Here is a 14,647-nt window from a genome sequence, read left to right on the forward strand (position 1 = left end):
AACAATTAAAAAAAAGTAAAGGGAATTTGTCAAAATCTCAGTTTTTTAGTAGAATTGTAATGTACCTTAATCGGAATTTGGAAAATATAGTAGAATTGAAATCGTAATGATTTCTGTTATACTGTTTTTATAACTTTTTTTGATTGTAAATTCTGAATATAATCAAAAAGTAAATTATGGAAATGATGGGTAATTTATGAGAGTTCCATCGATATCTTAATAAGCCAAGTAGTGCTTAAACCATTTAAAAAAATTTAAATGGTTTTGTTATTTTTAGTAAATTAAAAAACTTGGCAAAATTCTACTACAAGGGGGACTTTTATTATGAAAAAAATTGGCTTAGCTTGGCAAATATTAATTGGTCTTGTTATCGGGATTATTGTAGGCGCAATTTTTTATGGAAATCCAAAGGTTGCTGACTATTTACAACCAATTGGAGACATCTTTTTACGTCTGATTAAAATGATTGTAATACCAATCGTTGTTTCAAGTATCATTGTAGGTGTTGCTAGTGTTGGTGACACAAAAAAACTTGGCCGTTTAGGCGGAAAAACGATTCTGTACTTTGAGATTATTACAACAGTTGCCATTTTAATCGGATTACTAGTAGCGAATATCGTTAAACCAGGCGCTGGTGTAGATATGAGTATTCTTCACAAAACTGATATCAATACTTATGTTGAAACAGCAAAAGAAGTAAAGAGTCATGGGTTTGCAGATACATTTGTAAATATCGTACCGCCAAATATTTTTTCAGCTTTTGTTGAAGGAAATATGTTAGCAATTATCTTTTTCTCAGTACTGTTTGGTCTTGGGATTACAGCGGTAGGAGAAAGAGGAAAGCCTGTATTAGCATTTTTCCAAGGAACAGCTGATACAATGTTTTACATTACAAATCAAATTATGAAATTTGCTCCATTTGGTGTTTTCGCATTAATCGGTGTAACAGTTTCAAAGTTTGGATTAGAATCTTTAATTCCATTAGGAAAATTAGTCATAACTGTTTATCTAACGATGGCATTCTTTATCGTTGTAGTATTAGGCTTAGTAGCTAAAATGGTAGGAGTTAATATATTTAAGTTCATTAAATTAATTAAAGATGAACTGATCTTAGCATTTTCTACTGCGAGTTCTGAAACAGTTTTACCTAAAATTATGGAAAAAGTAGAAAAATTCGGAGTACCAAAATCAATTTCTTCATTCGTTATTCCGACTGGTTATTCATTCAATCTTGATGGATCAACTTTATATCAAGCATTAGCAGCAATTTTTATCGCTCAAATGTATGGTATTCATTTATCAATCACTGATCAAATTTCACTAATGTTAGTTCTAATGGTCACATCAAAAGGTATTGCAGGTGTACCAGGCGTATCGTTTGTTGTATTATTAGCAACATTAGGTACAGCAGGAATTCCAGTTGAAGGTTTAGCATTTATTGCAGGGATTGACCGTATTCTAGATATGGCTAGAACTGCAGTAAACGTAGTAGGTAACTCTTTAGCAGCAGTTGTAATTGCTAAGTGGGAACGCGCATTTAAACCAGAAGTGGTGGAGAATGATAATAACGTTGCTATGTAACGTATAATATAGGAAAGATATTTTAATTTTAACTCTCAAATGAATTAACTAAAAACAGTAGCCACAAGGAAAAAGAAATTCCTTGTGGCTTTTCTATTTTTACAGTAGTTTTTTTAAAGGAAAAAGTCTAAAAACATAGAATATTCTTAATTGTGTTTAATTTAAGTTCTAATAACGCGTCCTTTTGGAAGGGAACCAATTAAGGGGGATAAGATGACAAATTTACTAGATATTACGATAGGGAAACTATTAGAAGAAAAAGCGAAATTACATCCTACTCATGAGGCTGTTGTCTATGCGGATAGAGGTTTAAGGATGAATTACGAACAATTTGAAAACCACTGTAGAGAAGTAGCAAAAGGTTTGATGAGTCTTAGAATTCAAAAAGGTGATCATATTGCAATATGGTCTTCAAATACACCTGAATGGCTTACTTCACAATTTGCAACTGGCAAAATGGGTGGAGTTCTTGTTACAGTAAACACAAATTATCGTACAGCAGAGCTAGAATATTTGTTAAAGCAATCTGATTCAACAACTATTATTTTAATGGATCAGTATAAAGATTCTTCATATATTGAAATGCTTTATGAAATTATACCTGAATTAAAGGATGCTGTTCCTGGAGAACTTCATAGCAGTCGACTGCCGTTTTTACGGAATGTAATCGTTCTTGGTGAGAAGAAATACCCTGGAACATTCTCCTGGAATGAGCTTATTTCCATGGCTAAAAATACATCAGACATAGAGTTGGATAAGCGAATTGCAACAATGAGTCCATATGATGTTATAAACATGCAATATACATCTGGAACGACTGGTTTCCCAAAAGGTGTAATGCTTACACACTCAAATATCGTCAATAATGGGTTTAATATTGCGAATTGTATGGAATTAACAAAGGCAGATCGTTTATGCATACCCGTTCCATTTTTCCATTGCTTTGGATGTGTTTTAGGCACCATGGCTTGTGTTACTGTTGGAGCAACGATGGTACCTGTACAAGACTTCAGTCCAAAAAGAGTACTTCAAACTGTACAAGATGAAAAATGTACTGGATTACATGGAGTTCCTACAATGTTTATCGCAGAATTAAATGAACCTGATTTTTCTAAATATGATTTATCAACATTACGAACTGGAATTATGGCGGGTTCAAACTGTCCAATTGAAGTTATGAAGGCAGTTATCGAAAAAATGGGAATAACAGAGATTACAATTGCATATGGCCAAACGGAGTCTTCTCCAGTTATCACACAAACTAGAACGAATGATCCAGTTGAGGTACGAGTTGAAACGGTTGGTAAGGCATTACCAAATGTTGAAGTGAAAATAGTTGAACCAGGCACTTCTAATGAAGTACCACGTGGAGTACAAGGTGAACTTTGTACTAGAGGCTATCATGTAATGAAAGGTTACTACAAAAATGAAGAAGCTACTCATACTGCAATTGATGAAGATGGATGGTTACATACTGGAGATTTAGCAATCATGGATGAGAATGGCTATTGCAAAGTTACAGGTAGGCTGAAAGACATGATTATCCGTGGTGGGGAAAATATTTACCCTCGTGAAATTGAAGAATTTTTATATACTCACCCAGATGTATTAGATGTTCAAGTTGTTGGAGTACCTGATGATGTTTTTGGGGAAGAAGTAATGGCTTGCATTATTCTTAAAGAAGGAATAAATATTACACCAGCGGATATTCGATTGTACTGTAAAGGAAAAATCTCAAAACATAAAATTCCTCGATATATAGAATTTGTAGAAGCGTACCCAATGACTGCCTCGGGAAAAATACAGAAATTCCGACTTAGAGAGCAAGCAGTAGAAACTGCTTCAAAACAAGTTTAATTCATCTGATTTAATCATTGATGAAATAGCAAAGTGAAATAGAAAGCTTTGCTATTTTTTCATTAAATATTTGAAAGGAATATCCAAACATTTAATCGTATTATGGTAAAATGTGGACACAAAAAACTTAAAGGGGATAAAAAGTTGAAAATACGAAAAAAGGAATCTACAAGGCAAACTTTTAAAATAATAGTCTATTCTTTTACAATCGCATTAATTGTTAAGATTTTTATTTTTTCACCCTTTATTGTTCAAGGTGCTTCGATGCAACCAACCCTACATAATCATGATTATTTGTTTGTTAACAAAGCCTCATTTCATATTTCATCAATAAATAGAGGTGAAGTAGTCATTATAAAAAAACAAAATGACCCCAAGTATTATGTCAAAAGAATCATTGGTTTGCCTGGTGACAACGTTAATTTAACGAATGGGCTCCTATATATTAATGGAAAACATATAACTGAAAACTATTTAAATGATCAGTTAAAAAATGTCTATAAAGAATATCTTCAATATAATCAAGTTAAAGTACCTAACGGGTCATATTTAGTAATGGGTGATAATCGACTAAATAGTAAAGATAGCAGAAATGGTTTAGGGTATATTAAGCAGTCTGATATAGTAGGCAAAGTTGAAGGAGTTTTTTTCCCTTTTGATCGAGTAAGAATAATACACTAAAAGGAAAAGTAAAATGGATTAAATAGGGATAATAGAAATTAGAAAAAGGTTTTTCATTAAAATTTCATTTTCATTATATAAAGTAAAAAAGTAACAAAATTGATACTTACAGGTATTTTAAGCTTTATTTAAGGAAATAAATCTTAAATATAAGAATAAATTAATCAAAACTGAAAGTAGGAATATATAATGAAAAAAAGTGAAGAGCTTATATTGGAGGAAGAAATTACTCAAATTAAGAAGAATCATTGGTTATTAATGATCATAGCGATCATCACGATACCTTTTTTAGTAATAAATATGTAATGAAGTAAAGCCTGGACTAGTTAGATACCAGGCTTTTATGCTGTTCAAAAAGAAATTGACTATTAAATAAGTAATTTCGTGTTGGTTATGCCACTAATCTTCTTTTTCTAGTAATCTAAAATGGACGCAATTTAATTGACTTCATACCTATCTGGGTATATAGTTCAATTTAACTAATGTAAAAATTTTACTTAGAAAGGAAAGATTTCTATGTCTTATGATGATCAAATAAAAAATAGAGTAAAACGAATTGAAGGGCAGCTTAGAGGCATTTTAAAAATGATGGATGAGGATAAAGGATGTAAAGATGTTATCACTCAATTATCAGCAGTAAGAGCGGCAATGGATCGTACAATTGGAGTGATTGTAAGTACAAATCTAATTGAATGTGTAAGACTAGCTGATGAAAATGGAGAAAGTGCAGAAGAACTTGTAAAAGAAGCAGTTAACTTATTAGTAAAAAGTAGATAAAAAACATTTAAAACATATTACTGGCCAAAATATTTCTGAACATCACCTCTTGAAAGTAGGACTTAAATGGAAATGTTAAATATTCTAATCATCTTATTAATTGCTTATTTTTTAGTACAAACTTTTCTTCCAATCAGAGGGGTTAAGCAAATTTCAACAAATGAATTAAAAAATGAATTGAAAAGGAAGGAAAAACAATTCATTGATGTTCGAACACCTGCAGAATATAAAGGAAGACATATTAAAGAATTCAAAAATATTCCATTGCATTTGTTAAAGCAAAATTTAAATCATCTTTCAAAAGATCAAGAAACAATTATTATTTGCCAGAGTGGAATGAGAAGTAAAAAAGCATGTAAAGTGCTTAAAAAAATGGGTTATACCAATATTACAAATGTTAAAGGCGGAATGAGTACCTGGTCTTAATAAAGGAGAATAATGAATGAGAGAAATTACAGCAGAAAAACTTGAAGATCTATTAAAGAGTGAAAATTCACTTAATATAATTGATGTTCGCGAGGCGGATGAAGTAGCAAACGGAATGATCCCTGGTGCGACGCATATTCCACTTGGTTTAATCGAATTTCGAATGGCTGATTTAGATAAAACTAATGAATACATCGTTGTATGTCATGCTGGTGGCAGAAGTAGTCGAGCAGTACAGTTTTTAGAAAGTCATGGATTTAATGTTGTAAATATGACTGGCGGTATGCTTGCTTGGACAGGAGAAATTGAATAAACGATTTGATCAAAATTGCTTATAGAAGAATATAGGCAATTTTTTTTATTTGTATTGAAAGTTTAGAACATACTCAGGTTTATTAGTAGATGAAAATGAAAAATGGTGTAAATACATATGCATAAATAGTTCATGAGTAAGTAAGAGTCGAGATATAGAACCACATAAAGGGTTTATGAGTAAGCAAAAAGGCAAAAAGCTGAAATATAGTACCTCATAAAGGGTTCATGAGTAAGTATAAAGACAATAAGCCGAGATATAGTACCTCATAAAGGGTTCATGAGTAAACATAAAGACTAAAAGCTGAGAAATAGTACCTCATAAACGATTCATGAGGAAGTAAAAAGACAAAAAGCCGAGATATAGTACCTCATAAACGATTCTTTCGTAAACTTTCTATTAAAATGAACAATTAATCGGACTAGCTATTGACATAAAAAACAGAATATTCTTATACTTAATTAAAATCTAATCTAATAAAAAACAGAAATTAATAGAATGTTTATCTTTGTCTAGTTTAACTTATTTGAACGATTTACTTTTAATCTACTAAAAAGGGTGTTCAGATGAATCAAGTTAATGAATTAGAAAGCTTTCCGTATCCGTTTAAAGAGGAGATTTATCGTTACTCTAATAATTCTATTTTATTAGATCCACCAGTAAGCATCGAGATTACTCCTAAATATGAGAAGGAAATAAAATTAAAAAGAAGCTTGTTACACAATTCACCTAGCCATTGTTATCAGGCACTTCCTACTAGTTTTGAAGGGCAATGGGAAATTGTAGAATTAGTTTTAGATCATTTAAAAAGGTATTATCCAAACTATTTTGAAGTTCATAAGGGTCATGAATATTGGACTATTTATAATAAGCTTCTGATGGAGGAGGAACAATTTAGATTTGGGGACCTATCTTCAGTATTAGGAAAGCCATTGAATTTCATTGGTAGACATGTTCAAGAGGATTTAATTTATATGAGTCAACGAGATGGAGATCTATTTTTAGATGCTGGACATCTCTGCTTTCCTTCTAATTGGTCACTTACTTTTAAACTAGGAATGAGATTTAAAGAGATTCATCAGCCAATCCCTATGTTTAGTGAAAAATCATTGGATGAACGAATTCTTCGTTTCTTAAAAAATATTGAACAAGGAGCACCTTGGGCTCGTAAAAATTGGTCACTAATGGCAGGAAAAAAAATAGATACTTCATTAGAAACATTCGACCAATGGGGTAAAGATAGAAAAAAAGTTACAGTTGATAATGTTGGGAATTTTGTTCACTTACGTGTTGAAGCTCAAAAGTTATTTAGGTTGGCTGCTAGTAATGGACTCCTATTTACGATTCATACTCACTTATTACCACTAGAGCAATTAACCTTAAATAAGGAATGGTTAGAACAATTTTATAAAATTCTATGTGAATTGCCGGATTTCATTTTAGATTATAAAGGAATCTCTTCATATAAAAAAGAAGTAATAACATATTTAAAAAATAAACTTGATGAAGTTGGGTAGAATGCGATGAATAATTTAATAGTTGAAGAAGCTAGTTTTATAGATGGAAAAAGAAAATATTTAATCTGTTCGAATCATAGAGGAAGGTCGTTAATCCAGCCAATTTTAGAAAAGTTACTTGAGAAAAATTATTCTTTTGATTTTGTCTTCATCGGATTTGATTCAAGTCCAGAACAAATGCAAACTAATCTTAAAACTTGGTTGCAAAGTCAGAAAATGGGTAGCTATTTATATTTAGCACTAAGTAAAGAAGAGCTTAAAAATTTACGACCAATTATAGAAGATGTTGGATTTTTTGAAGATGAAGTACAATATGTTGGTTATGGTGAATTGAACTCGAAGGTTTTTTGTTGTCGTTGTCATAGTTTAACTGAATTAAAAAATTTAGAAATTGGAAAAGAAGTTCAGTGTCAAAACTGTCATTTATTACTTTCAGTTTCTGACCATTATTCGGTCCATTATGACGCATATTTAGGAAATATCGCTAAATTGTAGATGGGAGTGAATGGATTGATTGAGAATACGATACTAGTTCGTGTTAATGAAATAAAGCAAATAACACAACAGGTTAAAGAGTTTAGTTTTATTCCAATTGATGAATTTAATCTTCCAACTTTTAGTGGAGGTTCTCATATTAATACATATGTAGCTGCAGAAAATGAGATTATTTGCAGACCCTATTCCTTAGTTCATCATTCACTTATTGATAACACTTATAAAATTGCCATTTATTTAAGTTCGGAATCAAAGGGTGGTTCAAAATATTGGCATGAACGAATTAAAGTAGGTGATCGACTACGCATTAGCTACCCAAAAAATCATTTTCCAATAAGTTTAAGAGCGAAACATCATGTGTTTTATGCAGCGGGTATTGGCATAACGCCATTTTTATCGATGATGAAGGAATTAAAAAGTAAAAATAAATCTTTTGAACTTCACTATACTTCGGCAACAAAATCAAGTAGTGCATTTTATAACTTTTTAAATGAATATTATAAAGAAGAGACTACTTTTTACTTTACGAAAGAGCTTAATTCTAGTCGAATTAAAGTTGAAACGCTTTTAGACCATTCAATCGGTACTCATGTATATTTTTGTGGTCCTAATCGGTTTATTTCTCAATTTAATGAGTCAGCTTATGCATTTGGCTACCCGAAATCAAGTGTCCATATTGAGGTTTTTACACCACAATTATTGGCTAACTCAAGACCCTTTGAGGTAAGACTGGCGAATGGAACGACAAAACTAGTTCCCGTTGATAAAACTTTATTAGATGTTTTACTGGATGAGGGCATAAAAGTACCCTATTCCTGTAGAGTTGGTAGATGTGGGACATGCGAAGTAAATGTAATCGATGGTCAAATTGAGCATCACGATTTTTTATTAGATGAGGATCAAAGAAAAAGTAATAAGATGATTTTAACCTGTGTTTCTAGGGCGAAATCCAGTCAAATAATCCTTGAAATTTAGAGTTCAATTTTAGTAAAACAGCAAGACTACCCATTTATTTGGTAGACTTGCTGTTTTATTTTTATGTTTTTTTAGAAAAAAACTAATGTCGAAATATATTTATAAATGAGATGATTTAAAAAATACCTAATTTTCATAATTTTAGAGGATTTTTGAAAGCGTTTGTCGAAATTTTAATTATTCTTTGCATTTATATTCTTAATGAAAAGAAAAATCGACTTTATTACATCGATAAATTCGATGATCTAATTTATTTTTACATCTTATTAAATTAAGTGTTAAAGAAAGGAGTGGCTTTATACATGTCAGAAAATACGAAAACTTCGAACCATAACTTGGAAGAGAATTTATTTGCTGAATTTCCAAAGCCTACTGTACAAGAGTGGAGAGATGTTGTTGAAAAATCCTTAAAAGGAGCCACTATTGAGGAAAAGCTTGTAACAAAAACGTATGAAGAAATAAGCTTGAAGCCGATGTATGGGGAAGAAGATATCGCTAACTATCCTTATTTGAACGCACAACCAGGAGAATTTCCTTTTGTTAGAGGAACAAGTGAACAAGGCTTTCTAGAAAAACCATGGGAAATTAGTCAGGAATTAGATTGTTCATCGCCAGTAGAGTTCAACCGTGTTGCAAAACATGATTTAGACAAAGGTCAAACGATGTTAAAGATTCAACTGAACGAATCTTTCGAAACAAATAGTAAAAATAATAATTCAAATAAAGGGTTAATCTTAACATCTATTAATGATTTTAGAATAGCCTTTCAAAATATAAATTTAGAGGACGTTCCTTTATATATTGAAACAGTTAACAGCGGGCAAGCATTTTTTGGTTCATTTATCGCCTATTTACAACAACAAAATTACGATTTTAATAAAATAAATGGCTTTATTGGAATGGATCCGATCAGTAATTTAGTGAAGGAAGGGACAATTCCGTATTCTCTTGAAAATGCTTACAAAATGATGGCTGAGATCACAAAATGGTCTGTTAGACATACAGCAAATTTAAGAAATATTTTAGTGCAGTCACATCCTTATCACGATGCTGGAGGAAATGCAGTGCAAGAATTAGCATTTGCGATTTCAACTGGATTAGAGTATCTACGTGAAATGGATAACCAAGAAATTCCGCTTGATGATGCAGCGACGAAGATACTTTTCTCGTTTTCTGTCGGGTCGAACTTCTTTATGGAAATCGCAAAATTAAGAGCAGCTAGAATGATTTGGGCAAGAATGTTGAAAGAATTAGGTGGTAATGAGGCTTCACAAAAAATGAATATTCATTCTCGTACATCTGCATGGACGAAAACGATTTATGATCCTTATGTAAATATACTTAGAGGAACTGTTGAAGCTTTTGCAGGAGTAATTGGAGGATCTGACTCACTTCATGTTTCACCATTCGATGAATCGATTAAATCATCTGATGAGTTTTCTAGACGTATTGCGAGAAATACACATTTAATTCTTGAAAAAGAATCAAATTTATCAAAAGTAGCTGATCCAGCTGGTGGTTCTTGGTATATTGAATCACTTACTTACTCTTTGGCTGAAAAGGCTTGGGAACTATTCCAAAAGATTGAAGAAAAAGGTGGAATGGTTAAGGCAATACAAGAAGGCTTCCCTCAAGCATTAGTAAGACAGGTTGCAGAAAAGAAATCGGGCAACATAAAAAATAGAAAAGATAAATTTATTGGGACTAATATTTATCCAAATCTGAATGAAACAGGGTTAGAGAAAAAAGAATTGGATCGTAAAGAAGTTGAGGGGAATAAAGAAAACTTCGAGGGCAGTTCCGAACATTTCGTATTACAAAGTGGTAGTTCAATTGAAGATATTATTGATGCAGCAACTAATGGAGCAACAATATCGAACATTTTAACTGCAATGAATTTAGTAGATTCAGATCTACCTAGCGTTAATCCATTAAACATACATCGTGGTGCTCAACCTTATGAATCATTACGCCAAAATTCTCAAAGCTATAAAAATAGTACAGGTGAATTTCCAACTGTATTTGTAGCAAATTTTGGGCAAGTTGCAGCATATAAACCTCGCACCGACTTTGTTACTGATTTCTTTGAAGTTGGAGGATTTAAGGTGCTTCAAAATAAAGGCTTTGCATCAATTGATGAAATAATTGATGAATTTAAAAAATCAGAATCGACAATTGCTGTTGTTTGTTCAACTGATGATCAATATTCAGAAGTTGTACCTTCTTTAACAAATCAGATTAAAACAATTAATCCGAATGCAAAAGTACTTTTAGCAGGAAAGCCGTCAATAGATGATATGAATTTATATAAAGAAGTTGGAATTGATGATTTCATTCATATCAATGTAAATAATTTCGAGAAGTTGCAAAATCTTCAAAAGGATGGAGGGATTATGAAATGAACAAACTAACAGACTTTACAAAGATGCCATTTAATACAACATTTTCAGCACCGAATATAGTACCTCCTAAACAGATGCAAGTTAATTATGATGATTGGAAAACTTTAGAACAAATAGATGTAAAACCATTATATGATTCAAATGATCTTAATCAGATTGAACATTTAGGTTACGTTTCTGGAATTGCTCCATTTTTACGTGGACCTTACCCTGCGATGTATATAAACAAGCCTTGGACAATACGTCAATACGCTGGTTTTTCAACTGCAGAAGAAAGTAATGCATTTTATCGAAGAAATTTAGCTGCTGGTCAAAAAGGTTTATCGATTGCGTTTGATTTAGCTACTCACCGTGGATATGATTCAGATCATCCTCGTGTTGAAGGGGATGTTGGAAAAGCAGGGGTTGCAATTGATTCAATCCTTGATATGAAAATTTTATTTGATGGTATTCCTTTAGATAAAATGTCAGTTTCAATGACAATGAATGGTGCAGTACTTCCTGTTTTAGCATTTTATATTGTTGCTGCAGAAGAACAAGGGGTACATCAATCACAACTTACAGGAACGATTCAAAACGATATTTTGAAAGAATATATGGTGAGAAATACTTATATTTACCCACCAGAAGCATCAATGCGTATTATCGCTGATATTTTTTCTTATACTTCACAACATATGCCAAAATTCAACAGCATCAGTATATCTGGTTACCATATGCAAGAAGCAGGAGCAACTGCAGATATCGAATTAGGCTATACTTTGGCAAATGGATTGGAATATGTTCGAACAGGTTTAAAAGCGGGTATCGATATTGATTCGTTTGCTCCTCGTTTATCATTTTTCTGGGGAATTGGGATGAACTATTTCATGGAAATCGCAAAAATGAGAGCAGGGCGCATGCTTTGGGCTAAATTGATCAAATCATTTGATCCAAAGAAAGAAAAATCTATGGCGCTAAGAACGCATTCACAAACATCTGGTTGGAGTTTAACTGAACAAGATCCATTTAATAATGTGACTCGTACTTGTATTGAAGCGATGGCTGCTGTTTTAGGACATACTCAATCACTTCATACGAATGCTTTAGATGAAGCAATTGCATTACCAACTGATTTCTCTGCTCGTATAGCCCGTAATACGCAGCTTTATCTACAAGAAGAAACTGGAATTTGTAATGTAGTGGACCCTTGGGGAGGCTCATATTACGTTGAATCGTTAACAAATGAATTAGTTCAAAAAGCTTGGGCACATATTCAAGAGGTTGAATCATTAGGTGGAATGGCAAAAGCGATTGAAACTGGTTTACCAAAGATGAGAATCGAAGAAGCCGCAGCAAGACGTCAAGCTCACATCGATTCAGGTAAAGAGACAATTATTGGCGTTAATAAATATCGCCTTGAAAAAGAAGATCCATTAGATGTTTTAGAAGTTGACAATACTGCAGTTCGTGAAGCGCAAATTATGCGATTACAAGAGCTTCGAGCAACTAGAGATGAAGGAAAAGTTCAGGCAGCATTAGCTGCAATTACTGAGGCTACGGAGTCTGGGGAAGGTAATTTGTTAGCGCTTGCAATTGAGGCTGCTAGAGCTCGTGCAACATTAGGTGAAATTTCGGATGCTTATGAAAAAGTAGTAGGTAGACATAAAGCCGTTATTCGTTCAATTATGGGAGTTTATAGTGCGGAATACGGTGAAAAAGATGAAATAGAAATTGTGCGTAAAATGGCTGATGATTTTGAAGAGAAGGAAGGTCGTCGTCCTCGTATTATGATTGCTAAACTTGGACAAGACGGTCATGACCGTGGAGCGAAAGTAATCGCAACAGCATTTGCTGATTTAGGCTTTGATGTAGATATCGGTCCTTTATTCCAAACACCAGCGGAAACGGCGCTTCAAGCAGTTGAAAATGATGTTCATGTGATCGGAATGAGCTCTTTAGCAGGAGGCCATAAAACGCTACTTCCACAATTGATGGAAGAGTTAAAAAAACTAGGTCGACAGGACATAGTTCTTGTTGCTGGAGGAGTAATACCAGCAGGGGATTATGAGTTTTTATTGAAGAACGGAGCGGCAGCAATCTTCGGACCAGGTACTGTTATCCCAGTTGCGGCACAAAAGGTTATTGAAGAAATTAATCGCCGACTTGAGGATACGATTTAAATGGATCACGAAAACAAAAGAAAGAAAAAGCTATCAGAAGACGACTATGTAAATGGAGTACTTGAAGGCAATCGAACTATTTTAGCCCAAACAATTACCCTTATAGAAAGTAATTCGTCAGCACATATGAATTCTGCACAAAATGTGTTGACGAGGTTACTTCCTCATTCAGGTCGTTCGATCCGGATTGGAATAACTGGGGTTCCAGGAGCCGGTAAAAGTAGTTTAATAGAAAGCTTTGGAACATATTTGTGTGAACAAGGACATAAAGTAGCCGTTTTAACAATCGATCCAAGTAGCACAATTACAAAAGGTAGTATTTTAGGAGACAAAACAAGAATGGATTCACTTTCAAAGAATCCTAATGCATTTATTAGACCTTCTGCATCAGGTGGTTCTCTTGGTGGGATTGCACGTAAAACAAGAGAATCAATGCTAGTTTGCGAAGCAGCAGGATATGACGTGATTTTAATCGAAACTGTCGGTGTTGGTCAAAGTGAAGTGCAGGTTCGTTCAATGGTAGATTTTTTTCTTTTAGTCATGCTAACTGGAGCAGGAGATGAGCTACAAGGAATTAAAAAAGGCATCATGGAACTTGCAGATTCAATTGTCATCAATAAAGCCGATGGACAAAATAAATTAAAGGCCAAAGCGGCTAAGGCTGAATTTAACCGAATACTTCACTTATTACAGCCTTCAACTCCAGGTTGGTCTAGTAAAGCATACACAGCTTCAGCGTTACTTGGTGAAGGTATTGAAGAAATATGGAATGAAATTAATGCTTTTAAAGATTTAACAACTGAGTCTGGCTATTTTTCTTTGCGACGTCAAAATCAAATGATTGATTGGATGTACAACATGGTTTTTGAACAGTTAAAACTAAGTTTTATGAATCATGAAAGTGTAAAACTAAATTTAAAAACGATTGAAAGCTCAATTGTAAATGGAGAATTAACAGCAACTTCAGCTGCAAACTATTTATTATCCATTTTTGAAGGCAATCGGAAGGAGACATTGTAATGCATGAGACTAGTCCTAAAAAAATTAATCATATTGGAATTGCAGTAAGAGATTTAGAAACTTCTATTCAATTGTATACGAATGTACTTGGCTTAAAACTTAAAGGAATTGAAACAGTTGAAAGTGAAAAAGTACGAGTAGCATTTATCGAAATCGGAGAAGTGAAAATAGAGCTTTTAGAAGCAACTAGTCCAGAGAGCGCAATTGCAAAGTTTATTGAGAAAAAAGGCGAAGGAATTCACCATATTGCATTAGAAACAGAAAACTGTGAGAAACAGCTTGAGATTGTGAAAGAACACGGAATTAAACTAATAAATGAAGTTCCAAAAAAGGGTGCGCACGATAGCCTAGTTGCATTCCTTCATCCAAATTCAACGAATAAAGTATTGTTTGAGCTATGCCAACCATCATCTAGTGTTACTAAGAAAGGAAGTTGAATAA

General features: G+C 33.1%; 13 protein-coding genes. All 13 read left to right on the plus strand.

The window, feature by feature from the left end:
• Positions 1 to 324 precede the first annotated feature (324 nt).
• The 13 genes from COI44_RS17560 (at position 325) to mce (ending at position 14,643) form a co-directional block, all read left to right on the plus strand.
• Entirely contained in the window at positions 325 to 1,581 is a 1,257-nt protein-coding gene (locus COI44_RS17560) for a cation:dicarboxylate symporter family transporter (protein WP_098429084.1), read from the plus strand.
• Positions 1,582 to 1,794: 213 nt separating this feature from the next.
• On the plus strand, positions 1,795 to 3,438 hold the full coding sequence (locus tag COI44_RS17565) for an AMP-binding protein (RefSeq protein WP_098429085.1): 1,644 nt from the start codon (positions 1,795 to 1,797) through the stop codon (positions 3,436 to 3,438).
• A 144-nt stretch (positions 3,439 to 3,582) separates the two neighbouring features.
• Entirely contained in the window at positions 3,583 to 4,119 is a 537-nt protein-coding gene (gene lepB / locus COI44_RS17570) for a signal peptidase I (protein WP_286163970.1), read from the plus strand.
• A 516-nt stretch (positions 4,120 to 4,635) separates the two neighbouring features.
• On the plus strand, positions 4,636 to 4,896 hold the full coding sequence (locus COI44_RS17575; RefSeq protein ID WP_098234579.1) for a metal-sensitive transcriptional regulator: 261 nt from the start codon (positions 4,636 to 4,638) through the stop codon (positions 4,894 to 4,896).
• Between the two features lie 66 nt (positions 4,897 to 4,962).
• Complete coding sequence (locus COI44_RS17580) at positions 4,963 to 5,322, plus strand: rhodanese-like domain-containing protein (protein ID WP_098429087.1); 360 nt, start codon at positions 4,963 to 4,965, stop codon at positions 5,320 to 5,322.
• 16 nt (positions 5,323 to 5,338) lie between these two features.
• Positions 5,339 to 5,635, plus strand: coding sequence for a rhodanese-like domain-containing protein (locus COI44_RS17585; RefSeq protein WP_098429088.1), 297 nt, complete (start codon positions 5,339 to 5,341; stop codon positions 5,633 to 5,635).
• A gap of 566 nt (positions 5,636 to 6,201) precedes the next feature.
• Complete coding sequence (locus COI44_RS17590) at positions 6,202 to 7,152, plus strand: heme-dependent oxidative N-demethylase family protein (RefSeq protein ID WP_098429089.1); 951 nt, start codon at positions 6,202 to 6,204, stop codon at positions 7,150 to 7,152.
• 6 nt (positions 7,153 to 7,158) lie between these two features.
• Positions 7,159 to 7,647, plus strand: coding sequence for a dimethylamine monooxygenase subunit DmmA family protein (locus tag COI44_RS17595; protein ID WP_098429090.1), 489 nt, complete (start codon positions 7,159 to 7,161; stop codon positions 7,645 to 7,647).
• A 6-nt stretch (positions 7,648 to 7,653) separates the two neighbouring features.
• The gene (locus COI44_RS17600) at positions 7,654 to 8,622 is read left to right on the plus strand and encodes a PDR/VanB family oxidoreductase (RefSeq protein ID WP_286163971.1); all 969 of its coding nucleotides are present in this window, start codon (positions 7,654 to 7,656) and stop codon (positions 8,620 to 8,622) included.
• A gap of 302 nt (positions 8,623 to 8,924) precedes the next feature.
• On the plus strand, positions 8,925 to 11,024 hold the full coding sequence (locus tag COI44_RS17605; protein ID WP_098429092.1) for a methylmalonyl-CoA mutase family protein: 2,100 nt from the start codon (positions 8,925 to 8,927) through the stop codon (positions 11,022 to 11,024).
• Positions 11,021 to 13,186 carry a methylmalonyl-CoA mutase gene (gene scpA / locus COI44_RS17610; protein WP_098429093.1) on the plus strand — a complete coding sequence of 722 codons (2,166 nt, stop codon included), beginning with the start codon at positions 11,021 to 11,023 and terminating at the stop codon, positions 13,184 to 13,186. Before COI44_RS17605 ends, scpA begins: the two co-directional genes overlap by 4 nt.
• Positions 13,187 to 14,206, plus strand: coding sequence for a methylmalonyl Co-A mutase-associated GTPase MeaB (gene meaB, locus COI44_RS17615; protein WP_098429094.1), 1,020 nt, complete (start codon positions 13,187 to 13,189; stop codon positions 14,204 to 14,206).
• Positions 14,206 to 14,643, plus strand: a complete 438-nt coding sequence (gene mce, locus COI44_RS17620; RefSeq protein ID WP_098429095.1) for a methylmalonyl-CoA epimerase — start codon at positions 14,206 to 14,208, stop codon at positions 14,641 to 14,643. The genes meaB and mce overlap by 1 nt, the downstream gene beginning before the upstream one ends.
• Positions 14,644 to 14,647 lie beyond the last annotated feature (4 nt).

It is taken from the genome of Bacillus sp. AFS088145 (assembly GCF_002564465.1).
Classification (GTDB): Bacteria; Bacillota; Bacilli; order Bacillales; family Bacillaceae_G; genus Gottfriedia.

Coding starts and splice junctions, on each gene's coding strand:
- COI44_RS17590 (WP_098429089.1), top strand. CDS start 6,202: ATGAATCAAGTTAATGAATTAGAAAGCTTTCCGTATCCGTTTAAAGAG.
- COI44_RS17575 (WP_098234579.1), top strand. CDS start 4,636: ATGTCTTATGATGATCAAATAAAAAATAGAGTAAAACGAATTGAAGGG.
- COI44_RS17595 (WP_098429090.1), top strand. CDS start 7,159: ATGAATAATTTAATAGTTGAAGAAGCTAGTTTTATAGATGGAAAAAGA.
- scpA (WP_098429093.1), top strand. CDS start 11,021: ATGAACAAACTAACAGACTTTACAAAGATGCCATTTAATACAACATTT.
- COI44_RS17585 (WP_098429088.1), top strand. CDS start 5,339: ATGAGAGAAATTACAGCAGAAAAACTTGAAGATCTATTAAAGAGTGAA.
- COI44_RS17560 (WP_098429084.1), top strand. CDS start 325: ATGAAAAAAATTGGCTTAGCTTGGCAAATATTAATTGGTCTTGTTATC.
- meaB (WP_098429094.1), top strand. CDS start 13,187: ATGGATCACGAAAACAAAAGAAAGAAAAAGCTATCAGAAGACGACTAT.
- COI44_RS17580 (WP_098429087.1), top strand. CDS start 4,963: ATGGAAATGTTAAATATTCTAATCATCTTATTAATTGCTTATTTTTTA.
- COI44_RS17605 (WP_098429092.1), top strand. CDS start 8,925: ATGTCAGAAAATACGAAAACTTCGAACCATAACTTGGAAGAGAATTTA.
- COI44_RS17565 (WP_098429085.1), top strand. CDS start 1,795: ATGACAAATTTACTAGATATTACGATAGGGAAACTATTAGAAGAAAAA.
- mce (WP_098429095.1), top strand. CDS start 14,206: ATGCATGAGACTAGTCCTAAAAAAATTAATCATATTGGAATTGCAGTA.